Source organism: [Roseibacterium] beibuensis (genome assembly GCF_039542305.1).
GTDB classification, from domain to species: Bacteria; Pseudomonadota; Alphaproteobacteria; order Rhodobacterales; family Rhodobacteraceae; genus Roseibacterium; species Roseibacterium beibuensis.
This window is the reverse complement of the sequence record NZ_BAABHW010000003.1, coordinates 164,977-187,579: the sequence shown is the minus strand read 5'-3', so window position 1 is coordinate 187,579 and position 22,603 is coordinate 164,977. Positions and strand designations below refer to the sequence as shown.

The 22,603-nt window shown below is 64.1% G+C and carries 23 protein-coding genes; 14 read left to right on the top strand and 9 right to left on the bottom strand.

What is annotated here, in order from left to right; all coding sequences use genetic code 11:
- Positions 1–94: 94 nt before the first annotated feature.
- The 11 genes from bchL to ABD923_RS12320 all read left to right on the top strand — a co-directional run bounded on the left by bchL (position 95) and on the right by ABD923_RS12320 (position 9,012).
- A complete protein-coding gene (gene bchL / locus ABD923_RS12370; protein WP_259549145.1) occupies positions 95–913 on the top strand; it encodes a ferredoxin:protochlorophyllide reductase (ATP-dependent) iron-sulfur ATP-binding protein in 819 nt (272 codons plus the stop codon).
- A complete protein-coding gene (bchM, locus tag ABD923_RS12365) occupies positions 913–1,605 on the top strand; it encodes a magnesium protoporphyrin IX methyltransferase (RefSeq protein ID WP_259548657.1) in 693 nt (230 codons plus the stop codon). The genes bchL and bchM overlap by 1 nt, the downstream gene beginning before the upstream one ends.
- The gene (locus ABD923_RS12360) at positions 1,602–3,032 is read left to right on the top strand and encodes a PucC family protein (protein WP_259548659.1); all 1,431 of its coding nucleotides are present in this window, start codon (positions 1,602–1,604) and stop codon (positions 3,030–3,032) included. The genes bchM and ABD923_RS12360 overlap by 4 nt, the downstream gene beginning before the upstream one ends.
- A gap of 25 nt (positions 3,033–3,057) precedes the next feature.
- Entirely contained in the window at positions 3,058–3,837 is a 780-nt protein-coding gene (puhA, locus tag ABD923_RS12355) for a photosynthetic reaction center subunit H (RefSeq protein ID WP_259548660.1), read from the top strand.
- Between the two features lie 40 nt (positions 3,838–3,877).
- Positions 3,878–4,534: a photosynthetic complex putative assembly protein PuhB gene (gene puhB, locus ABD923_RS12350; protein ID WP_259548661.1), complete on the top strand. Its 657-nt coding sequence runs from the start codon at positions 3,878–3,880 to the stop codon at positions 4,532–4,534.
- A gap of 13 nt (positions 4,535–4,547) precedes the next feature.
- Positions 4,548–5,030: a photosynthetic complex assembly protein PuhC gene (gene puhC, locus ABD923_RS12345; RefSeq protein WP_259548665.1), complete on the top strand. Its 483-nt coding sequence runs from the start codon at positions 4,548–4,550 to the stop codon at positions 5,028–5,030.
- A 3-nt stretch (positions 5,031–5,033) separates the two neighbouring features.
- On the top strand, positions 5,034–5,330 hold the full coding sequence (locus tag ABD923_RS12340) for a hypothetical protein (RefSeq protein ID WP_025311371.1): 297 nt from the start codon (positions 5,034–5,036) through the stop codon (positions 5,328–5,330).
- Positions 5,327–6,442, top strand: coding sequence for a magnesium-protoporphyrin IX monomethyl ester (oxidative) cyclase (gene acsF, locus ABD923_RS12335; RefSeq protein ID WP_259548667.1), 1,116 nt, complete (start codon positions 5,327–5,329; stop codon positions 6,440–6,442). Before ABD923_RS12340 ends, acsF begins: the two co-directional genes overlap by 4 nt.
- Positions 6,442–7,254, top strand: coding sequence for a putative photosynthetic complex assembly protein PuhE (puhE, locus tag ABD923_RS12330; RefSeq protein WP_259548668.1), 813 nt, complete (start codon positions 6,442–6,444; stop codon positions 7,252–7,254). The genes acsF and puhE overlap by 1 nt, the downstream gene beginning before the upstream one ends.
- Positions 7,251–8,465: a 5-aminolevulinate synthase gene (gene hemA, locus ABD923_RS12325; RefSeq protein ID WP_259548669.1), complete on the top strand. Its 1,215-nt coding sequence runs from the start codon at positions 7,251–7,253 to the stop codon at positions 8,463–8,465. Before puhE ends, hemA begins: the two co-directional genes overlap by 4 nt.
- 97 nt (positions 8,466–8,562) lie before the next feature.
- The gene (locus tag ABD923_RS12320; protein ID WP_259548670.1) at positions 8,563–9,012 is read left to right on the top strand and encodes a c-type cytochrome; all 450 of its coding nucleotides are present in this window, start codon (positions 8,563–8,565) and stop codon (positions 9,010–9,012) included.
- A 65-nt stretch (positions 9,013–9,077) separates the two neighbouring features.
- Here the strand turns inward: ABD923_RS12320 and bchO are convergent, their stop codons facing one another.
- From bchO to crtA, 4 genes are read right to left on the bottom strand one after another with little or no spacing between them, the layout of a single operon-like run.
- Positions 9,078–9,938, bottom strand: a complete 861-nt coding sequence (gene bchO / locus ABD923_RS12315) for an alpha/beta fold hydrolase BchO (RefSeq protein WP_259548671.1) — start codon at positions 9,936–9,938, stop codon at positions 9,078–9,080.
- Positions 9,935–11,638, bottom strand: a complete 1,704-nt coding sequence (locus ABD923_RS12310) for a magnesium chelatase subunit D (RefSeq protein WP_259548673.1) — start codon at positions 11,636–11,638, stop codon at positions 9,935–9,937. The genes bchO and ABD923_RS12310 overlap by 4 nt, the downstream gene beginning before the upstream one ends.
- Positions 11,635–12,654, bottom strand: coding sequence for a magnesium chelatase ATPase subunit I (bchI, locus tag ABD923_RS12305; RefSeq protein WP_259548675.1), 1,020 nt, complete (start codon positions 12,652–12,654; stop codon positions 11,635–11,637). Before bchI ends, ABD923_RS12310 begins: the two co-directional genes overlap by 4 nt.
- The gene (gene crtA / locus ABD923_RS12300; RefSeq protein ID WP_259548677.1) at positions 12,651–13,391 is read right to left on the bottom strand and encodes a spheroidene monooxygenase; all 741 of its coding nucleotides are present in this window, start codon (positions 13,389–13,391) and stop codon (positions 12,651–12,653) included. Before crtA ends, bchI begins: the two co-directional genes overlap by 4 nt.
- A 137-nt stretch (positions 13,392–13,528) precedes the next feature.
- Between crtA and ABD923_RS12295 the strand changes: the two genes are divergently transcribed.
- Genes ABD923_RS12295 through tspO form a run of 3 tightly spaced genes read left to right on the top strand, consistent with a single transcriptional unit; the run spans position 13,529 to position 16,639 of the window.
- A complete protein-coding gene (locus ABD923_RS12295; protein WP_259548678.1) occupies positions 13,529–15,079 on the top strand; it encodes a phytoene desaturase in 1,551 nt (516 codons plus the stop codon).
- A complete protein-coding gene (crtB, locus tag ABD923_RS12290; RefSeq protein ID WP_259548681.1) occupies positions 15,076–16,113 on the top strand; it encodes a 15-cis-phytoene synthase in 1,038 nt (345 codons plus the stop codon). Before ABD923_RS12295 ends, crtB begins: the two co-directional genes overlap by 4 nt.
- A gap of 58 nt (positions 16,114–16,171) precedes the next feature.
- Positions 16,172–16,639 (top strand): tryptophan-rich sensory protein TspO, encoded by a 468-nt coding sequence (gene tspO, locus ABD923_RS12285; RefSeq protein ID WP_222190022.1) that lies wholly within the window; start codon positions 16,172–16,174, stop codon positions 16,637–16,639.
- 69 nt (positions 16,640–16,708) lie between these two features.
- Here tspO and infB read toward each other — a convergent pair whose 3' ends face one another.
- The 5 genes from infB to ABD923_RS12260 all read right to left on the bottom strand — a co-directional run bounded on the left by infB (position 16,709) and on the right by ABD923_RS12260 (position 22,533).
- The gene (gene infB / locus ABD923_RS12280; protein WP_259548683.1) at positions 16,709–19,189 is read right to left on the bottom strand and encodes a translation initiation factor IF-2; all 2,481 of its coding nucleotides are present in this window, start codon (positions 19,187–19,189) and stop codon (positions 16,709–16,711) included.
- Positions 19,186–19,815, bottom strand: a complete 630-nt coding sequence (locus tag ABD923_RS12275; protein WP_259548685.1) for an RNA-binding protein — start codon at positions 19,813–19,815, stop codon at positions 19,186–19,188. Before ABD923_RS12275 ends, infB begins: the two co-directional genes overlap by 4 nt.
- 24 nt (positions 19,816–19,839) lie before the next feature.
- A complete protein-coding gene (gene nusA, locus ABD923_RS12270) occupies positions 19,840–21,471 on the bottom strand; it encodes a transcription termination factor NusA (protein WP_259548690.1) in 1,632 nt (543 codons plus the stop codon).
- 5 nt (positions 21,472–21,476) lie between these two features.
- Positions 21,477–22,082 (bottom strand): ribosome maturation factor RimP, encoded by a 606-nt coding sequence (rimP, locus tag ABD923_RS12265; RefSeq protein ID WP_259548692.1) that lies wholly within the window; start codon positions 22,080–22,082, stop codon positions 21,477–21,479.
- 154 nt (positions 22,083–22,236) lie between these two features.
- Positions 22,237–22,533 carry an I78 family peptidase inhibitor gene (locus tag ABD923_RS12260; protein ID WP_222190032.1) on the bottom strand — a complete coding sequence of 99 codons (297 nt, stop codon included), beginning with the start codon at positions 22,531–22,533 and terminating at the stop codon, positions 22,237–22,239.
- Positions 22,534–22,603 lie beyond the last annotated feature (70 nt).

Below are 22,603 nucleotides of genomic sequence, written 5' to 3'. Positions count from 1 at the left end.
AGAGGGTCTTGCCAAACGCGGCCTTGGCGCGCCGCCCGTCCTGAACAAGGGCGAAGATGGCGAAGGCTCGGTGCAGGTGCACCAGGACGCCAGCATGAAGATCGAGGGCGCAACCGTGTTCTCGGTCTACGGCAAGGGCGGGATCGGCAAATCGACGACCAGTTCCAACCTGTCTGCGGCGTTCTCCAAGCTGGGCAAGCGCGTTCTGCAGATCGGCTGCGACCCCAAGCATGACAGCACCTTCACCCTGACGGGCCATTTGCAGCCCACGGTGATCGACATCCTGAAAGAGGTCGATTTCCACGCCGAGGAACTGCGCCCCGAGGATTTCATGACCGAGGGCTATAACGGCGTCATGTGCATCGAGGCCGGTGGCCCGCCCGCCGGCACCGGCTGTGGCGGTTATGTCGTGGGGCAGACCGTCAAGCTGCTGAAGCAACACCACCTGCTGGAAGATACCGACGTGGTGATCTTCGACGTTCTGGGCGACGTGGTCTGCGGTGGCTTCGCCGCGCCGCTGCAACACGCTGACCGCGCCGTGATCGTCACCGCCAACGATTTCGACAGCATCTACGCCATGAACCGGATCATCGCCGCCGTTCAGGCCAAGTCGAAGAACTACAACGTGCGCCTGGCCGGTTGCGTCGCCAACCGCTCGCGCGAGACGGACGAGGTTGACCGCTACTGCAACGAGGTCGGCTTCAAGCGCATCGCGCATATGCCCGATGTCGATGCCATCCGTCGGTCGCGCCTCAAGAAGAAGACGCTGTTCGAAATGCCCGACGACGAGGACATCGTGCAGTGCCGCGCCGAATACATCCGTCTGGCCGAACTGCTGTACGCGGGCACCGACCCGCTTGCGCCTGCCCCGATGGAAGATCGCGATATCTTCGAGTTGCTGGGGTTCGATTGATGGTTGCGACGCCGACATATGGCGCCACGCGCGACCGGGTCGAACACTATTTCGACCGCACCGCGACCCAGACATGGGAGCGGTTGACCTCTGACGCGCCGGTCTCCGGCATCCGTCAGACGGTGCGCGAAGGGCGCGACCGGATGCGCGCGATCATGCTGTCGCGCCTGCCCGCCGATCTGACCGGCAAGCGCGTCCTCGATGCCGGCTGCGGCACCGGGGCCATGACCGAGGAACTGGCCCGTCGCGGGGCCGAGGTGGTCGCCATCGACATCTCGCCCGCACTCGTCGAAATCGCGGCCAAGCGCCTGCCGGCAGACCTGGCCGGCCAGGTGACGTTCACGTCCGGCGACATGCTGTCGGCCGATCTGGGGTCCTTCGACCATGTCATGGCGATGGACTCGATGATCTACTACACCGCCGACGATCTGGGGCAGGCGCTGGCCAGCCTGTGTCCGCGGGTTCGCTCCTCGATCGTCTTCACGGTCGCACCGCGCACCCCGTTCCTGATGGCGTTCTTTGGCGTTGGAAAACTCTTCCCGCGGTCCGACCGGTCGCCCACCATGATCCCCCACGCGCCCGCCAAGCTGGCGCGCATGGCGTCCAAGCATGGCGCGTCGGGCACCATGACCGAGGTCGAGCGCGTCAGCCGCGGCTTCTACATTTCCACCTGCCTGGAGTATGCAAGATGAGTGCGCTGAAACGCATATCCATCAAGTATCTCCCCTTCGCGGATGCCGCGTCGGACGACCTGCCGCTGAGCCAGCTCTTGCGGCTTTCGTTGTTCCAGGTGTCGGTCGGCATGGCGGGCGTGATGCTGCTGGGCACACTCAACCGCGTCATGATCGTCGAATTGCAGGTGCCTGCCTTCCTCGTGGCAATCATGGTGGCGCTGCCGGTGCTGATCGCACCGTTCCGGGCGCTGCTTGGGTTCAAGTCGGACACCTACAAATCCGCCATCGGGTGGAAGCGCATCCCCTATCTCTGGTTCGGAACGCTTTGGCAGTTCGGCGGCCTTGCCGTCATGCCTGCCGCGTTGCTGGTCCTGTCGGGCGATACGGCGAATGTCGCCTATGACATCCCGTGGGCTGGCGAGATCCTTGCCGGGATCGCCTTTGTCATGACCGGCCTCGGCATGCACATGACCCAGACGGCCGGTCTGGCACTGGCCGCCGACCGGGCGACGGATGAGACGCGCCCGCGCGTCGTGGCACTCCTGTACGTGATGCTGCTGGCGGGCATGGCCGTGTCCTCCATCGTTATCGGTTTCATGCTGCGCGACTTCAACGGTCTCGAACTGATCCAGGTGGTGCAGGGCACGGCCGTTGCCACGCTTGTTCTGAACGTGATCGCCCTTTGGAAGCAGGAGCGCGTGCGCCCCATGACCAAGGCCGAGCGCGCGGCGCAAGGTCCGACCTTCCGCGATGCCTGGGCCGATTACGCATCGGGCGGCAGCGCGGGGCGGCTTCTGGCCGTGGTCTTCATCGGCACGATGGCCTTCAACATGCAGGACGTTCTTCTGGAGCCCTACGGGGGCCAGATCCTCGGCCTTTCGGTTTCTTCAACCACGCTGCTGACCGCAACCTGGGCCATTGGGGCGCTTGTCGGATTCGCGCTGGCGGCCAAATGGCTGGCCGACGGCATCAACCCCTACCGCATGGCCGGACGCGGTGTGCTGGCCGGTGTTGCGGCCTTCACCGCCGTCATTTTCGCGAACCCGATGGGATCGACGGGGCTGTTCTTCTTCGGGGCCAGCCTGATCGGTTTCGGCGGCGGCCTGTTCTCGGTCGCGACCCTGACCGCCGCCATGACCATGCCCACCTCGGGCACGGCCGGGCGCGGCCTTGCGCTGGGCGCCTGGGGGGCCGCGCAGGCCACCGCCGCCGGCATTTCGACCGCCATTGGCGGCGGGGTGCGCGACACGATCAACCAGATCGCCACCACCGGCGGCCTGGGCGAGGCGCTCAACGACCCGGCGACCGGTTACTCGGTCGTCTACCACTTCGAGATTCTAATGCTTTTCGCAACGCTCGTGGCGCTTGGACCGCTGGTTCGGACCGTCACGAATACCGCCCGCGGGGAGGCCGGCAAGATCGGGCTCGCCGACCTGCCCACTTGAACCGCCGAAAGGAAAGGAAAGTCCAATGGAAGCTGTATTCTTCGGCAACTTCGATCTGGCGAGCCTGTCGATCTGGCTCTTCTGGATCTTCTTCGCTCTGCTGATCTATTACCTGCAGACGGAAAACATGCGCGAGGGCTACCCCCTCGAAAACGAGGACGGCACCGCCGCCCCCAACCAGGGGCCGTTCCCGGTTCCCAATGCAAAGACCTACGTCCTGCCGCATGGCCGCGGCGAGGTCGTGATGCCGTCGCCCGAGAACGAGGCGGCCCACCGTCGCGAGAACCTCGCGATGGAGCGGACCGCAGTGGCCAATGGCTTCCCGTACGAACCCACCGGCGACCCGATGGTCGATGGGGTCGGACCGGCAGCCTGGGCCCCGCGCGCCGACGTGCCGGAACTCGACGGGCATGGTCATCCCAAGATCGTCCCGATGGGGCAGACCGAGTCCTACCGCGTGTCGGCCGGGTTCGATCCGCGCGGCCTGCCGCTTGTGGCCGGTGATGGCGAAACCGTCGGCACCGTCACCGATTTGTGGGTCGACGCGCCCGAGAGCGTCGTTCGTTACCTCGAAATCGAGCTCGACGAAGCCCATGGCGGCGGCAACCGCCTGATCCCGATCCAGTTCTGCCGGATCTGGCCGAGCAAGGTGAAGGTCTACGCCGTCTACGGCAAACACTTCGCCAATGTGCCCGTCACCAAGTCGCCCAACCAGGTGACCAAGCTCGAGGAAGAGAAGATCTCGACCTACTATGGCGGCGGGACCCTCTACGCCTCGCAAGACCGGGTCGATCCGCTGCTCTGACGCGGCGGACGACATCCAACGACCGGAAGGAGAATATCCCATGTCCCACGACGACTTTCAGACCGAGCCCGTCCGTGGTCTTCCCGAGAACCTGCCCGAGGGGGAACGCATCCTCTGGCAGGGCCAACCCGACTGGTGGGCGCTGACGAAAGAGTCCCTCAGCTTCTGGTGGGTCGCGGGGTATTTCTTCTTCCTGTTCGCCTGGCGTACCATCAGCGGGGCCGCCACCGAAAGCTGGATCGACAGCGCAACGGCGGCCTCGTTCTTCCTGGTCCTGGGCGGGTTTGTCTGCCTGCTCCTGATCATCATGGGCCTGATCCAGGCCAAGACGACCATGTACACGGTCACCAACAAGCGCGTGGCGATGCGTATCGGCGCTGCTTTGACCGTGACGCTGAACCTGCCCTTCCGCCAGGTCGTGAACGCGAGTCTCGGACTGCGCCGCGATGGCACCGGCACGATCGCGCTGGAACTGACCGAAGAGAGCGGGTTCCGCCCCTCCTATCTGAACACATGGCCCCATGTTCGTCCGTGGAAAATGAAGAACACGCAGCCCGCGCTGCGCTGTATTCCCGAGGCGAAGAAGGTGGCCGAGATCCTGTCCGAGGCCGCTGCCACGGCAGTGTCCCACCCGGTGGTCGAGGTGACCTCGAACACCCAGCATGCGGCGGGCCACGGCCCTGTCGCGGCCGAGTAAGGGGGACTGATCCATGGCAACGACCCAAGCCCGTGAAGAAGGCAAACTCGTCAAGCGCGACAAGGAGATGGTGCCCACCATCCTGGTGCGCGCGATGTTCATCCTCTGTCTGTGCGTATTGCTGATCGTCACCTACGCGCGGCTGACCGATCGCCCGCTGGAGGCGACACCGCCGCCTGTCAGCGAAGTGCCGGTCGTGCAGGAGCGCGTCATCCGCATCTTCGGACAGATGGACGGGTCCGCGCGCGTGCTGGACGGGGACGGCAATGTCATTGCCAGCCTGAGCGCCGAAGAAGGGGGCTTTGTCGCTGGTATCTATCGCGTGCTGGAACGCGAACGCGGGGCCGTTGGCCTCAATGCATCCGAGCCGATCCGGCTGGTGCGCTTTTCAGACGGGCGCATCGGGCTTCGTGATGACTACACCGATTTCCGGGCCGAACTTGTCGGTTTCGGAGCGGATAACGAGGCGGTCTTTGCCCGCCTCCTGGAGGAATGACCGATGGGCCTCTTGACCCGAGACTATGAGACCGTGCCCTGCGTGGTCGAAGTCAGCCACTGCTTCGACAGCCTGCATGCGCATGTGAAGTTCCTGAACGGCGCCACGATCAATCCGGGCGACGAGGTGCAAGTCAAGGGCCCGCCCGTGATGGCCCCCTATGGCGAAGTCGTTCGTGAAGAGCGCATGGCCCGCATCACCCGCGCGTCGAAACTCGAACAGCTCTGGACCCGCGCCACCGGCGATTTCGAGTTCATGGAGCTGTGTGAATTCAGCTTTTCCGAAGAGGTGACGGTATGAAGGATCTCGCTCATTCCGCTGACGCCTCGACCGTCGAAGAGGCCATGGCCGCTCAGAACTATGAAAAGGCCATCGTCGATAGCGAGGGCGCGACCGCGCTGGCGATGCAGAACACCCTTCTGACGCCGCGGTTCTACACCACCGATTTCGACGAACTGGATGCGATCGACGTCTCGCCCGTCCGCGAGGATTGGGACAAGCTGATCGACCAGATGCAATCGGACCCGAACAAGGGCCATTTCAAGAAGAACGAGGACTGGGACCATATCGACTGGGACGGGATGGAGCCCAAGCTGAAGGCCGAGTTCATCGATTTTCTGGTCTCGTCCTGCACGGCCGAGTTTTCGGGCTGCGTCCTCTACAAGGAGATGAAGCGCCGCGGCAACAACGAGGACATCGTCACGCTGTTCCAGCTGATGGCCCGCGACGAGGCGCGCCATGCCGGCTTCATCAACGATGCGCTGCGCGAGGCGGGGATCGCCGTGAACCTCGGCTTCCTGACGCAGAAGAAGAAGTACACCTACTTCCGGCCCAAGTTCATCTACTACGCCACCTACCTGTCGGAAAAGATCGGCTACGCCCGCTACATCACGATCTACCGCCACCTTGAGGCGAACCCAGAGCATCGGTTCCACCCGATCTTCAAGTGGTTCAAGGAGTGGTGCAACGACGAGTTCAGCCATGGCGAGGCTTTCGCCCTGCTGATGAAGACTGACCCCAAGCTGACCAGTGGCATCAATGTGCTGTGGATCAAGTTCTTCCTGACGGCGGTCTATTCCACCATGTATGTCCGCGACCACCAGCGTCCGGCCTTCCACAAGGCATTGGGGGTCGACCCGGACTGGTACGCACATGAGGTCTTCACCAAGACTTCGGAGATCTCCAAGCAGGTCTTCCCGATCACTCTGGATATCGAGCATCCGCGCTGGGAAAAGGGCCTGAAGGCGCTGCAACGGGCCAATGTGAATATCGCCGAGGCCAAGGAAAGCGGCAACATCTTCAAGCGCGTGGGCGCAATGGCTCGCGCGGCGGCCGCCTTTGTCAGCCTCTACACCATTCCGGCGATCCAGCACCGCGTGCCGGAATCCACCCGTCTGGAGCCCGCATACTGATGCTCAGCTCTCCCTGGATCGCGGGCCTTGTTGCCCTGTTCCTCTGGTGGTTCTCCACCGGGGTGATCCTGCTCGCGGTCCGGCGCGCGGACCGCGAGGGCGCGCATGCGCGGCTCTGGTGTGTTCTGATGAACCTGCCTTTCCTCGTCCTGGGCGGGGCGGGCTACATCGACACGCTGAACGATTCCAGTGTTGCCGGGGTCTACGTGGCCTTTCTGGCCGCACTGGCGCTTTGGGGCTGGGTGGAACTGGCCTTCCTGACCGGGGTGATCACCGGCCCGGTGCGCGTGCCGATGCAAGACGGTCTGCCGGAATGGGAGCGGTTTATCCGCGCCTGGGGTACGATCGCCTATCACGAGATGCTGCTTGCGGCGCTGTTCGTGGCGATGATCGTGCTGTCCTTCGGGGCCGAGAACCAGTTCGGCCTCTGGACCTTTGGCGTTCTCTTCTTCGCCCGGATCAGTGCGAAACTGAACCTCTACCTGGGCGTGCGCAAGATCAACGTCGAGTTCATTCCCGAACCTTTGAACCATCTTCCCAGCCATTTCCGTACCGCGCGGATGAACTGGCTGTTCCCGATCTCGATCACGGGCCTGAGCTTTGCCGCGGCCTGCTGGCTGGAGCGGATCTGGGCCTCGGACGGGGCGGCCGACATCGTCGGTTTCGCCCTGCTGACCGCCCTGACGGTCCTGGCGCTCCTTGAACATTGGTTCATGGTCCTGCCTTTGCCGGACGAGAAACTTTGGCGCTGGATGCTTCCCGAGCGCCCAACACCAACCCAAGCGATACTACAGAGCGAGGACGCCCGATGAGTTTTGATGCACTTTTCCAGGCCCAGCTGGAGCAACTGAAAGATGAGGGCAACTACCGCATCTTCGCCGAGCTTGAGCGCCAATGCGGAACCTTTCCCAAGGTCGTGAACCACCACGACGAGGGCAAGCGCGACGTGACGGTCTGGTGTTCGAACGACTATCTCGGCATGGGCCAGAACCCAAAGGTGGTGCAGGCCATGGTCGATGCGGTGCGCAGCTGCGGCACCGGCGCCGGCGGCACGCGCAACATCTCGGGCAATGCCTGGCATCACAAGCGTCTGGAAGAAGAGTTGGCCGACCTCCACAACAAGGAAGCCGCCCTGCTCTTCACCTCTGGTTACGTGTCGAACTGGGCCGCCTTGTCGACCCTCGGCTCGCGCCTGCCCAACGCGGTGATCCTGTCGGACGAGTTGAACCACGCGTCAATGATCGAAGGCATCCGCCATTCCCGCGCCCAAAAGGGCATCTGGAAGCATAACGACCCCGAAGACCTGGACCGCAAGCTGGCCGCGCTGCCCGCGAACGCGACCAAGATCGTCGCCTTCGAGTCGGTCTATTCGATGGATGGCGACATCGCACCCATCGCCGAGATCCTCGACGTCTGCGAAAAGCACGGCGCAATGAGCTATATCGACGAGGTTCACGCCGTCGGCATGTACGGCCCGCGCGGCGGCGGTGTGGCGGAACGCGAAGGCCTGATGGATCGCATCACCCTGATCGAAGGCACGCTTGGCAAGGCTTATGGCTGCGTCGGCGGTTACATCACCGGCAGCCACGCGCTGGTGGATTTCATCCGCTCTTTCGCCAGCGGCTTCATCTTCACGACGGCCCTTCCGCCCGCCGTCGCGGCCGCCGCAACGGCGTCGATCCGGCATCTCAAGGAAAGCTCCTACGAGCGCGACATGCAGAAACGCCAGGTCTCCCGCCTGCGCGCCCGGCTGGATGCCGAGGGCATTCCGCATGTGGACAATCCCAGCCACATCATCCCGGTGATGGTGAAGGACCCGGTCAAGTGCCGCATGCTGTCGGACATCCTGATGGACCAGTTCGGAATCTACGTGCAGCCGATCAACTACCCGACCGTGCCCAAGGGAACCGAGCGCCTGCGCTTCACGCCGGGTCCGCTCCATACCGACGAGGATATCGAATACCTCGTCATGGCGCTGAAAACCCTCTGGAAGCAGTGCGCCATCTCCCACGCGGTTGCTTGACGCAGCCAAGAGTCACGGAAACTTGACGAAAAGGGCTGGACCCTAGTGGTCCAGTCCTAGTTATATGCCCCGGGACCGTTTCAGAAGGGAGACCTAAATGACCCGCAAGATTCTCCTCGCCGCAGCCGTGACCATGCTGACCGCACCGGTGGCTTTCGCCGAAGCTCACGGCGCATCGGGCGATCCGGAAGCCGGCGAAGCCGCTTTCCGTCAGTGTGTCGCCTGCCATGTCGTGGTGAATGACGAAGGCGAAACCCTGGCCGGCCGTAACGCCCGCGTCGGGCCGAACCTCTACGGCGTGCCCGGTGAGACCTTTGGTGAAGTCGAAGGCTTTCGCTGGTCGCCCGGTTTCGTGGCCTTGAATGAAGCCGGCATCATGGTGACCGAAGAAAACTTCGTCGCCTATGTGATGGACCCGACCGGTTTCATTCGTGAGACAATGGGTGACAACAGCTTGCGTGGCGCGATGACTTACCGTGTCCGCACCGAGGAAGATGCGCTCAACCTGTACGCATACCTTGCGTCGCTTTCGCCCAGCGAAGAATAATCACGCTGAGCAAGATATTTTGAAAGGGGCGGTCCTGTTCGGGCCGCCCCTTTGTTTTTTGCCTGTTAATCGACCGCTGCGGGTTCCGCGAAGGTCAGGATTTCCCTTGCAACAGCCTCGGGCGCTTCTTCCTGCGCGATATGGCCAACGTCCGACAAGACGTGCAGTTTGGCGTGGGGCATGGCGCGTGCGGCGCGTTCGGCGACGGTGACCGACACCGCCTGATCATCCTCGCCATGGACGAACAGGGTCGGGCACTGGATCTGGCCCAGTGACCGGCTCAATTCATCCAGCGACCATTGCGCCATCATGGCCATGGTCCCATCGACATGAGAGCGGCGTTTTATCAGGCGTTGATAATGGGCAAGCGCCTCATCATCCAGCTCGGTTCCGGTCGCGCCGATCAGGCCCCGAACTTGCGATGGCGACCCGCTGCTAAGCAGAAAGCCGGTCAGCGGGTTCAGCGCCATGACCCGGGCCATGATCGGGAACAACCAACTCGCCGGACCGCGGAAGTTTTCCAGCGCACCGTTCACGACAACCACTCTGTCGGGCTTGGCGATGCCGAGGCGAACCATTTCCAGCGCGATGGCGCCCCCGGCGGAGTGTCCAACGATGATCCTGGGGGTCGCGCCGAGGTGATCCAGTAGCGCGCCAAGATCGCGGGCCACATCGGGAAGGCGCGCCCGCCCGCGCGGGCTGCGGGTAAAGCCGTGACCGGGCAGATCAGGCACGATCATGCGGAATCCCGACTGTAGGAAGGGCACGATACGATGCCAACTATGGGCAGATGCACCCGCCCCGTGCAGGAAAAGCGCGTCCTGGCCGGTTCCGAAATCCTGCACATGCCACCGATGCGGAGAGACGGGCACGATGCTGCTGGCCTCGTGAAAAGGCCAGTCGGTCGGCGGGTAGTCTGCGGTCATGCCGGATCCAGCGCGGTCTCGACAGCGGCGGACACGGCCTTGGCGTCGGCGCGGGGCAGGGGCAGGTAGGGCACGCCCATGTCAAGCGCGAGGGCATCGAGGCCGCGCGTTGGCCGCAAACCGGTGTCGATGACAAGGCCCGGCATGCCCCTTGCGCGCAGGGCGCGGGCCATCAGCGTCGCGTCCTCGGACGCCTGCGCGCGGTTGGCGGTCCCGGTCAGGTCAACGTTGGCGCGGCCGTCGGTCAGCAGCGCAACCGAGGGTGTCAGGCCCTTGCTGCGCGCCAGTTCCGCAAGATCGAGTGCGGCCTTGAGACCCGAGGCGAGCGGCGTGCCACCCCCGCCGGGCAGCTGCGCCAGCCTGCGCTTGGTTTGAACCAGAGACCGGGTCGGAGGCAGCAAAACCTCGGCCCCGTCCCCGCGGAAGGCGACAAGGGCGACGTGATCGCGCCGCGAATAGGCCTCGGCCAACAAGAGCTCGATCGCGCCCTTGGTTTCGGCAAGTCGTGCCAGAGCGGACGACCCCGATGCGTCGACGACGAAGATGATCGCGCGGTCGGATTTTTCCTCGAACTGGCGGATACGGATATCGGACATCCGTACATGAATGCGATCGGGAATCCCCGTCGCCCGACGGCGCAGGGGCTGCCAGGGCGCCGCAGCCCGGAGTGTCGCCACGAGATCCACCCGCGCCTCGCCGCCCATGCGACCAGCACGCGATGGCATGGGCCGCCCGCGCCGGTTGCCCTTTTTCGATGCGCCAGAGCCACTGGCCCCCGGCGCGTTGCGCGCCGCGCGACCGGCTTCCAACCGGGCAAGCAGGTCCGATGGCAGCATGGCCTTCGCCGCCTCCAACAGGATTTCGGTTGGAAGGGGCGGGGTTTCGTCCTCGTCGCTGGCTTCGTCCGGTGCGTCGTCTGGCGTGTCTGGTTCGGGTGGGTCTTCGGGCTCCTCGGCCTCCTCCGGCGGCGCTTCGGGGAACTGCGTCGCGCGCGGGGCGAGGACCAATTCAATGGCCGTGATTAGGTCGGGTTCGTCCACCTCGGTTTCGCCGGACAAGGCGGCCGAGGCGCGCGCCACGGCCAGCGCCTGCAACGGCGCCCTCAGGGACAAAACACCAAGCCGCATGGCCACCTCGGCCAGTTCCGAGATCGCCGTTTCGGGAACGGTCACGTCGGGCAGAAGGCGCCGTGCTTCGACAAGGGCATCCGTGTCGATGGCGAGATCGGGCGCATCGGACAGTCTCTGTTCCGACAGATCGAGATGAATCGCGAGCCGATCCGCCAGCGCGTGTGGGATGCGTTCTTCGGGGCCGGCCCCCTCATCGAGGGCAACCAAAGACAACCCGCGCCTGTCGTCCAATGCCCCGGCAAGCCGGGCGGCCAGACCCGATTTCGCGCGTTCGGCCATGGGCAGGATCAACAGCCCCGGTTCTTCGAGCAAACCGCGTGTTTTCGTCAGCGTGCCGCTATCCAGCGTTGCGGCGAGGTCGACACTCCCGAACAGCGCATCGTCCCCGATATTGGGATGCAGGCGGCGTGTGTTTCGACCCCGCACCGCAAGGTCGAGACCTTGCATGAACCGGTCGCGAACAGGCCCGACACGGGCGCGTAGCCAGATCCCGCCCAATGCAGCAGGGTCGAGCGCAAAGCAGGCCAGCGCAAGGTTGGCCCGTTGCCAGCGCTCTTCGCCGGCGCTCACGCCAGCACCTCCTCCACCGTGCGGGTGACCCGCGTGGTGGTCCCGGCCTCGTCCAGCGGATCGCGGCGCAACCGGTGGCGCAGGGCGCTGGGCGCCACACGGCGCACATGGTCACGGGTCACGGCCGGATCGCCCTCGAACGCGGCGAGGGCGCGGGCGGCACGCAGCAAGGTCAACTCACCCCGCAACCCGTCCGAGCCAAGCGCGATGCAAAGCTCGGCGCAATCGCGCAGGATGCTGTCATCGGCATCGACGCGGGCCAGCGCGTCGCGGGCGGTGACGATCCGGGCGCGCAGGGTCATGTCGGCGTCATGCCAATCGGCAAGGAAGGCCGCCTGATCGCGGTCATAGGCGTCGCGGCGGCGGATCACGTCGATGCGCGTGTCGATATCCTTGGGGCTTTCGACCTCGACCGACAGGCCGAAACGATCGAGAAGCTGCGGCCGCAGCTCTCCCTCTTCGGGGTTGCCCGAGCCGACGAGGACGAAGCGCGCCGCGTGGCGGATCGACAGACCTTCGCGTTCGACAACGTTCTGGCCGGATTGCGCCACGTCCAGAAGCAGGTCGACAAGGTGATCCTCCAGCAGGTTGACCTCGTCAATATAGAGATACCCGCGGTTGGCCTTGGCCAGCAGGCCGGGTTCGAACGCCTTTTCGCCCTGTGTCAGGGCCTTTTCGATGTCGAGCGCGCCGACGACCCGGTCCTCGGTCGCGCCGAGGGGCAGGTCGACAACCGGCGTCGGCTTTTCGACGATGGAATGGTCATGCACCTGTGCCCAGTCGGGCACGTCCCCCTCGGCGGCAGAATTCACCGGGCACCCGGCCACCGCCTTGATCGGCGGAAGCAGGGCGGCTAGGCCCCGCACGGCGGTCGATTTGCCAGTGCCACGGTCCCCGAAGACGAGGACACCGCCGATACCGGGGTCGATTGCTGTGAGGATCATGGCCAGTTTCATGTCGTCCTGGCCAACGATGGCGGAGAACGGGAAAGGTCCCGTCGTCGCGGGTTGGGTCATTCTGCGGCTACCTCGATCGGGTCTGGTGTGGCGGTTTTCGGTTTCTCGGTCAGGGAAGGGGTCTGTCCCTCCCACTCGCCTTCTACGGCATCGACACGGAACCGGGCGTAAAGTTCTTCCTTGAACCATTGGCCGTCGCGGACGGCCTTGATGGCGCGGGCGTGCGGCCCGTCATGGCGGGCAAATTCGGCCATGGTCTTTTTATCGGGCCAGATCGAGAACGTGACCTGTTGCACCCAGGGCACCTCGCCGATGCCGATCTTGAACATGACGTTCGGATCCTTGCCGACGACCTTGGAAATATCGGGCACCTGACCCCAGAACTTGAGGGCGACCTTGGGTTTCACGGTCGCGCGGGTCAGGGCGGCGATGGGTTCGCCGACCTCGATATCCTGCGGCTGGAACGGTTCCTTTCCGCCCCATTTCCCGCGCGCGCTGGCGGGGGTCAGGAAGATGGTCATCGTCTCATCCGCCATCTCGCGATAGCGGCGGAAGACCTGCTGTCCGTGCATGGCGCGCCGTGCGGTGTCGTGATCCGGCCATGTCGCCAGGATCGCGTAGACGGCGGTGTTGGGAATCGGGGTAAACCCCTCTCCCGAGCCGGAGCCGCAGAGCTTGAAGGTTTGAATTTCCGGGATCGCTTTCAACGCGAATCTGGCAGTGGCCATCTGACCAAAAGCCCATAGCCGCGCTGCGACGGACCCGAAGCGAAAAAGGCTCAACGTTACGGATTGCATGGCCGATCTCTCCATGTGTCAACTTATCCTGACACATATGCCGCGGCATGAAAAGAATATTCAATTGCCCGAAGCCTTGGCAAATCCGCGCAGTATCGCATATTGTAAATCTGACTAGACAGTATGAGGCCGAGGCCATGAGCGACCACTCTTCTCCCTCCGTCCCGTCGCGGGCCATTGTCATTGGTGCCGGTTTGGGTGGCCTTTCGGCCGCGATGCGGCTGGGTGCCAAGGGCTATGAAGTCACCGTAGTCGACCGGTTGGATCGGCCCGGGGGGCGCGGCTCCTCCATCACTCAGAACGGGCATCGATTCGACCTTGGCCCGACCATCGTGACCGTGCCGCAGGTGTTCCGCCAGCTTTGGCAGGAATGCGGGCGCGACTTCGACAAGGATGTCGATCTGCGCCCCGTCGATCCCTACTACGAGATCCGTTGGGATGACGGCAGCCACTTCGCCGTGCGCCAGGACGAAGAGGCCATGATCGAAGAGGTGCGTCGCCTCTCTCCCTCCGACGTGCCGGGCTACGAGAAGTTCCTCAAGGATAGCGAGGCGCGGTACCTGTTCGGGTTCGAAGGGCTGGGCCGGCGCCCCATGAACAAGCTGATGGACCTGATCAAGGAGCTTCCGGGTTTCGTCCGGCTTCGTGCAGACCGCTCCGTCTATGGCCATGCCGCCGCCCGCGTGCGCGATCCGCGCTTGCGCATGGCGCTGAGTTTTCATCCGCTTTTCATCGGCGGTAATCCGGTCAACGTGACGTCGATGTATATTCTTGTCAGCCACCTCGAAAAGGAATTCGGGGTGCACTACGCCATGGGCGGCGTGCAGGCGATGGCCGACGCGATGGCGAACGTGATCCGCGACCAGGGCGGCCAAATCCTGCAAGAGGCCGAGGTGGACGAAATCACGACTCAGGGCGACCGCGCCACGGGTGTGATCCTGAAAGACGGGCGCGCCCTCACGGCGGATATCGTGGTGTCGAACGCCGATCCCGGCACGACCTACGAGAAACTTCTGCGCAAACGCACCAAGAAACGCTGGACGCCCATGCGTCTGAACCGCTCGCGTTGGTCGATGGGCCTGTTCGTCTGGTATTTCGGCACGCGCGGCACGCGCGAGATGTGGCCCGATATCGGCCATCACACCATCCTCAACAGCCCGCGCTACAAGGGCCTGCTGCACGACATCTTCATCAAGGAGAAGCTGGCCGATGACATGTCGGTCTACCTGCACCGGCCCACGGTCACCGACCCGAGTGCCGCACCCGACGGCGATGACACCTTCTACCTGCTGTCGCCCGTGCCGAACCTGCACGGTGAGAACGCGGTGAACTGGGAAGAGACCTGCGAATCCTATCGCCAGAACGTTGCAAGCGTGCTCGACCGCAAACTGATCCCCGGCTTCGAAGAGCGTCTTTCGGCAAGCGAAATCTTTACTCCCGAAACCTTTGGCACGCGCTACCTGGCGCCGCACGGATCGGGGTTCAGCCTTGAACCGCGCATCTTCCAATCGGCATGGTTCCGTCCGCACAACATCTCGGAAGAGTTGGAAAACCTCTTCCTCGTGGGCGCGGGCACCCATCCCGGTGCCGGTATTCCGTCGGTTGTGACATCGTCCGAGGTGCTGACGCAGTTGGTGCCGGATGCGCCACGGCCCATCAGCCGTCCCTTGAAGGTCGCGGCCGAATGATCGATCCGGCCGATCTCGACCATTGCCGAGAGGCGATCCGCGAAGGGTCCTACTCCTTCCATGCCGCGTCCAAGCTTTTGCCGGCCTCGGTGCGCGATCCGGCCCTGGCGCTTTACGCCTTCTGCCGTCTCGCCGATGACGAGGTCGATTTCGGCGAGCACAAGCCTGCCGCCGTGCTGGACCTTCGCGACCGTCTCGATCTGGCCTATGCGGGCACGCCCCGGAATGCGCCGGCCGATCGGGCCTTTGCGGCTATCATCGAAGAATTCGACATGCCCCGCGCCTTGCCCGAGGCGCTTCTCGAAGGGTTGGCATGGGACGGGATCGAGCGGCGCTATGCCACCCTGTCCGAGGTGCGGAGCTATTCCGCCCGCGTCGCCGCCGCTGTGGGGGCGATGATGTGCGTCCTGATGCGGGTGCGGGATGAACACGCACTGTCGCGGGCCTGCGATCTTGGCGTTGCGATGCAACTGACGAATATCGCCCGCGATGTCGGCGAGGACGCGCGCGCAGGCCGCCTGTATCTTCCGACCGAATGGCTGGATGAGATCGGTCTGGATGAGGACGCCTTCTTTGCCGACCCGCGGCCCACGCCGCAAATCCGGTCCATGGTCAAGCGCCTGCTGGCCGAGGCCAACCGCCTCTATCACCGCTCCGAGCCCGGGATACGCCGCCTGCCTTTGGCCTCACGCCCCGGCATATTCGCCGCGCGCCACTGCTACGACGCGATTGGCCGCAAGCTTGCCCGGCGCGGCTACGACTCGATCTCTCAAAGGGTCTGCACGACGGGGCGCCACAAGATGGGCCTGCTGGGCCTGTCCGTCATGCGCGCAGCCTGGGTGTCGGTCATGCCGGAAAGCGCCGTGGTCTATGCCAAACCCTTGCCCGAGGTTGCATTTCTTGTTGATGCAGCAGCCCATCCCGACCCGCGCCCGATAGTGCGTGGTGAAGGAATCCTGAGTGTTTTCCGACAGTTGGAGGCTCGCGACCGCGCTGAGCAGGAAGCAGAACGTTTGACGCGCGCGACCGCCTGACCGAGCAATTCGTCGTTCCATACTGGAACGCATCATCGTGAAAGCCTAAGTGAAGCCCATGGATTGGTCTGTCTTCATTCTGTTTCTCGCCGCGTGTTGCGCGGCTGCCGCGACCGGGTCGATGTTTCCGCCGGGCCGTTGGTATCGCGACCTGTCCAAGCCCGACTGGACGCCGCCCAACTGGCTGTTCCCGATCGCCTGGACGTTGCTCTATCTTGGGTCGGCCTATGCCGCGACGCGCATTGCGGTGATGGAAAACAACGCCCATGCCATGGGGTTCTGGGCGATGCAGATCGCGCTCAACACGCTTTGGACGCCGGTCTTTTTCGGACTGCGCCGGTTGAAGGCGGGCGCCGTGGTCATCGCGATGTTGTGGGGGGCCGTGGTGGGCACCATGGTCAGTTTCTTCATGATGGACTGGATCGCGGGGCTTCTTTTCGTGCCCTACGTGATCTGGGTCAGCTACGCGGGCGTCCTGAACCTGTCGATCGTGCTCCGGAACCCGAATACCGTTCCAGCCGCCTGACCACAGGACCATATCAAAAGAAAAGGGCGCCTGTCTGGGCGCCCTCTTTGTTTCTGCGATAGGCCGCGATCAGGCGAGCGTGCGCTCCACCTCTTCGCGTTCGAAGATCTCGATGACGTCGCCGGGGCGGATGTCGTCGTAGTTCTCGAAGGCCATGCCGCATTCCTGGCCGGACTGGACTTCCTTGACCTCGTCCTTGAAGCGCTTGAGCGTCTTCAGCGTGCCTTCGTGGATCACCACGTCGTCGCGCAGCAGGCGCACACCGGCAGAGCGGCGCGCCACGCCCTCGGTCACCAGACAGCCGGCGACATTGCCGACGCCCGAGACGCGGAACACTTCCTTGATCTGGGCATACCCGATGAAGTTCTCGCGGATCTCGGCACCGAGCAGGCCGGAAGCGGCGGCTTTGACGTCGTCCACGAGGTCGTAGATCACCGAGTAGTAGCGGATCTCGACGCCCTTCTGGTTGGCGGCACTGCGCGCCGGTGCATTGGCCCGGACGTTGAAACCGATAACCGGCGTTCCCGACGCTTCGGCCAAGCCGATGTCGCTTTCGGTGATCGCGCCCACACCGTAGTGGATGACGCGCACCCGGACCTCGTCGTTGCCGATCTTTTCCAGCGCCTGAACGATGGCCTCGGCCGAACCTTGCACGTCGGCCTTCACCACGATGGGCAGCTCGGCCACGTTCTCGTCGGCCTTGGCCTTGGCCAAGAGCTGATCCAGCGTGGTCGCAGCACCGGCGGCGGCGCGTTTGTCCTTGGCGGCCTGCTCGCGATACTCGGCGATTTCGCGGGCCTGTGCCTCGGTCTCGACGACGTTGAGAACGTCACCGGCCTCGGGCGTGCCATTGAGGCCCAGGACCTCGACCGGCACCGACGGGCCAGCTTCGGACACGCGGTCGCCCTTGTCGTTCATCAGCGCGCGCACCTTGCCCCACTGTTCGCCGACGACGAAGACGTCGCCCTGGCGCAGCGTGCCTTTCTGCACGAGGACGGTCGCGACGGGGCCGCGGCCCACGTCGAGCTGCGCCTCAATCACTGCACCTTCGGCCGGGCGGTCGGGGTTGGCTTTCAGTTCCAGGATCTCGGCCTGGAGCGCGATGGCTTCGAGCAGTTCCGGCAGGCCTTGGCCCGTCATGGCCGAAACCTCGACATCCTGCACGTCACCGGAAAGCGCCTCGACGATCACCTCATGCTGGAGGAGGTCGGTACGCACCTTCTGCACATCGGCAGCCGGCTTATCGACCTTGTTGATCGCCACGATCATCGGAACGTTGGCGGCCTTGGCGTGATTGATGGCCTCGACCGTCTGCGGCATGACCTGGTCATCTGCCGCGACAACCAGCACGACGATATCCGTCACCTGCGCACCACGGGCCCGCATGGACGTAAACGCGGCGTGGCCCGGCGTATCGAGGAAGGTCAGCACGGCACCCGATTCGGTCGTCACCTGGTAGGCGCCGATATGCTGGGTGATGCCCCCGGCCTCGCCCGAGACGACATTGGCCTGACGGATCTTGTCGAGGAGCGAGGTCTTGCCGTGGTCGACATGGCCCATGATCGTGATGACCGGCGGACGCGACTGAAGATCTTCTTCCTTGTCCTCGACCTGGTCGATCACGTCCTCGACGTCGGCGTCCGAAACGCGAACGATCTTGTGGCCGAACTCTTCGACGATCAGTTCCGCCGTGTCGGCGTCGATCGACTGGTTCTGCGTGACCATCATGCCCATCTGCATGAGCGATTTCACGACATCCGCAGCGCGTTCTGCCATCCGGTTGGCCAGTTCCGACACCACGATGGTTTCGGGCACCTGCACGTCACGCACGATCTTCTCGCGCGGCTCCGACCCGCCCATTGCCTTTTGGCGAGCGCGTTCCTGCTTGCGCTTCATGGCGGCAAGGCTGCGCTGACGGCCGCCTTCGCCACCCGAAAGGGCCTGGTTTACCGTAAGCTTGCCAGAGCGGCGGCCACCACGGTCGCCACCTTTGCCACGGCCACTGCGGTCGTCATCTTCCTTGCGACGCGCGGGCTGCGGGGCGGGCTTGCTGGCACCGCGCGGCTGTTTGTCAGCCTGCGGGGCCTCGGCCGGCGAGGGCGCGGCGGGTTCGGCCGGGGCGTTCTTGCGGGCCTCGGCCTCTTCGCGGCGGCGCTTTTCTTCTTCTTCCTTGGCGCGGATGGCTTCTTCGCGTTCCCGTTCCTCACGTTCCTTGGCCTCGGCCTCGGCGCGGCGGCGGGCGCGCTCTTCCTCGCGCTCTTTCTCTTGCTGCTTGCGGCGCTCTTCTTCCTCGGCCTCGCGGGCCTTGGCGGCCTGCAAGGCCCTCAGGCGGCGCTCAAGCTCGGCGTCGTTAACCGTCTTGCTGCCCTTGTTCCCCTCGGCGTTCTGCGCTGCGGCGCTCTGCTGCCCGGGCTTGGGCATGACCACGCGCTTGCGCTTGGTCTCGACGACCACGCTCTTCGTGCGCCCGCGCGAGAAGCTCTGGTTCACGCGGCCCGAGCGTGCACCGCCCGAAAGTCCAAGGGGTTTTTTTCCGTCCTGATCGCTCATGCGTTCCGTTCGTCCTTCTCGGCGGTCACTCCGCCGTCTGCCTTGCGCAGTCCCTGTAGTTTCGCGGCACCCTCTACTACACGAGGAGCCAGACCACCAGCGGCAAGCGCGCCATGTATCACACTTTGGCGTCCGAATGCCAAACCCAATTCCCGGGCGGTCAGGACGCTGAAATACCGGGCGCCCGTGGGCGTCCAGAGTTTGCTTTTTCCACGCTCCGAGCCATCGCTGGCCTGAAGCAGAACGGCGACCTTTTTCGTGGCCAGCCAGTCCTTCACCTTCTCGAAACCGGCGACCGCCTCGCCGGCCTTGCGGCTGAGTGCGACAAGGTCGGTCAGGCGGCGGGCAAGGCCCGCTTCGATGCCGTCGATCAGCCCGTCCGGCACATTCACTTGCTGCCGTGCAGCACGCGAGAACAGGTTTTTCGCCACGGCCTTTTCCAGGGCCGCGCGATCGGCGCTGACCCAGATGCCCCGCCCCGGCAGCTTTTCCAGCAGGTCTGGGGCCAGTTGACCGTCGGGTCCGACGACAAAGCGGATCAGGCCGTGTTTCGGCGCCACCTCTCCGGTGACGATGCAGCGCCGTTCCGGCCCGTCCGTTTCCTTTTTTCGGCCACCGCGAGACATCCGCGCGACCTCCGGTCCGGGCCCTTAGGCCCGGGCCTCCTCGGTTTCGGCGTCACCCTCGGCTTCGGCGGCCTCGGCGGCGGCCTGTGCCTCCAGCTCTTCGATGGTGACCCAGCCAAGTTGCAGGCGGGCGGTCATCACCATGTTCTGGGCTTCTTCAAGGGACACGTCGAAGGCCTCGAGCAGACCCTCGTCCTTGACGCGTTCGCCATTGATGGTGGTCCAGCCGCCGGCAAGTTCCCAGTCGGCGCAGGTGGCGAAATCTTCCAGCGTCTTCACGCCGTCTTCGCCAAGTGCAACCAGCATTTGGGGTGTCAGGCCGTCGAATTCAACAAGGCTGTCCTCGACACCCAGTTCACGGGCCTTTTCGAGGGCTTTCTTGTTCTGCTCTTCGAGGTAGTCGCGGGCGCGGGCCTGAAGTTCCTCGGCGGTTGCCTCGTCGACACCGTCGATGACCAGGAGTTCATCCAACTCGACATAGGCAACCTCTTCCAGCGAGGTGAAGCCTTCGGCAACCAGCAGCTGCGCGAAGAATTCGTCGAGGTCGAGCGTGTCCATGAACAGCTTGGTGCGTTCCTCGAACTCGGCCTGACGACGCTTGGATTCTTCTTCCTCGGTCAGGATGTCGATGTCGAGCCCGGTCAGTTGCGAGGCAAGGCGCACGTTCTGACCGCGGCGGCCAATGGCCAGCGACAGCTGTTCGTCGGGCACCACGACCTCGATACGCTCTGCATCCTCGTCGAGGACGACCTTGGTCACCTCGGCCGGTTGCAGCGCGTTCACGAGGAAGGTCGGCATGTCCTCGGACCAGGGGATGATGTCGATCTTCTCGCCCTGAAGCTCGTTCACGACGGCCTGCACGCGGCTGCCGCGCATACCGACGCAGGCGCCGACCGGGTCGATGCCGTTGTCATAGGAGATGACGGCGATCTTGGCGCGCGAACCGGGGTCACGGGCCACGGCCTTGATCTCGATGATGCCGTCGTAGATTTCCGGCACTTCCATCTTGAACAGTTCGGCCATGAATTCCGGCGCCGTGCGGCTGAGGAAGACCTGCGGGCCGCGCGTCTCGCGGCGGACATCCTTGATGTAGCAGCGGATGCGGTCGCCGTTGCGATAGGCCTCGCGGCCGATCTTCTCGTTGCGGCGCAGGATGCCTTCGCCACGGCCGATATCGACGATGACGTTGCCGTATTCCTCGCGCTTGACGGTGCCGTTGATGATCGTGCCGGCGCGGTCCTTGAATTCCTCGTACTGGCGGTCGCGTTCGGCTTCGCGGACCTTTTGCAGGATGACCTGCTTGGCCGATTGCGCGGCGATCCGGCCCATCTCGACCGGCGGCACCTCGTCGACGATGACGTCGCCGACCTTGGGATCGTCGAGATAGGGTTTCGCCTGTTCGACGGTCAGCTCGGCCTTTTCGTTCTCGACCTCGTCATCCTCGACCACGGTGCGGACGCGGGTGAAGGTGGCCTTGCCGGTCTTGCGGTCGATCGACACGCGGATATCCAGATCGGCGCCGTAGCGCGACTTGGCGGCGCGAGCGAGGCTTTCTTCCATCGCCTCGATCACGAGGCTGGGGTCGATCATCTTTTCGCGCGCGACGGCCTCGGCCGTTTGCAAAAGTTCAAGCTGGTTTGCCGAAGTAATGGCCATGGGTCTCAGTCCTCCGCCTTGGAAGCCCCTTCGCCGGGCTCTTCCACGATCTCGTCAAATTGGGTTTCGTCGATGATGCCGGCCTCTTTACGGCTCTTCAGCATCTCCTTGATCAGGTCATCGGTCAGCACGAGCTTGGCGTCCGACAGCCAGTCGTAATGCAGGCCGATGGTGACGGGCTCGGCATTCTTTCCCTCGCCGTCGATATTGATGAGCACCTCGTCGCCCTCGACCCCGGCCAGCACGCCTTTGAAGCGTCGGCGTCCGTCGATCATGTCGGTCGTCTCGATCTTGGCCTCGTACCCCTCGAAGGTCTCGAAATCCCTGAGGCGGGTCAGGGGCCGGTCGATGCCGGGCGAGGAGACTTCGAGCGTGTAGGCGTCTTCCAGCGGGTCCTCGACATCGAGAACGGCGGAGATCGCGTTGGAAATCTCGGCGCAATCATCGACCTCGATGCCGCCTTCGGGGCGTTCGGCCATGATCTGAAGCGTCTTGGTGTTTCCGCCCTGCAGGCGGATGCGCACGACCTCGAAGCCGAGCCCCTCGATCACGGGGATCAGGATTTCGGCCATGCGGCGGTCGATTGCGGTTTTGGCGATAAGGTCGGTCATGCCGTCCATGGTAGGTTTCAAACACAAAAAAACGGGCGCGCGGCCCGTTGCTCTTTCCCGGTGGAGCCTGCCGGTTTGGACCCGACGGCACCGCTGTTGAAGGCCATATAGGCGGAATCTCCGGGGCGCGCAAGATGGATGCGCGCCGGGCCGGTCAGCCGCAGGAAATCCGCATGATCATGCCGTCCGGTCCGTAGACGAAATTGATACGGTTCGGCAGGTGATCCATCGTGATCATGGCATTGAAGGCGTGGATGCGCACCGGCCCCTCGAATTCCAGGGCCTCGGCTTCCTGGTAGGGCTGGCCGAGCAGGTACTCGTATTGGGCGGCGCCGCACGTATCAGGACCTTGGTCCCGGCTGGGGCGTTCGGTCATTCCGTCGCTTCCTCCGTTGGCGAAGGCCATGACGGGCATGCAGACCGCGAGGGCGATAGCGAGGGGACGAGTCATGGTTTCCTCCGTTGATTCAATTGTCAGATTGGCACAAGGTCGGGACAAAACAACCCCAAGGGAGGGAGTG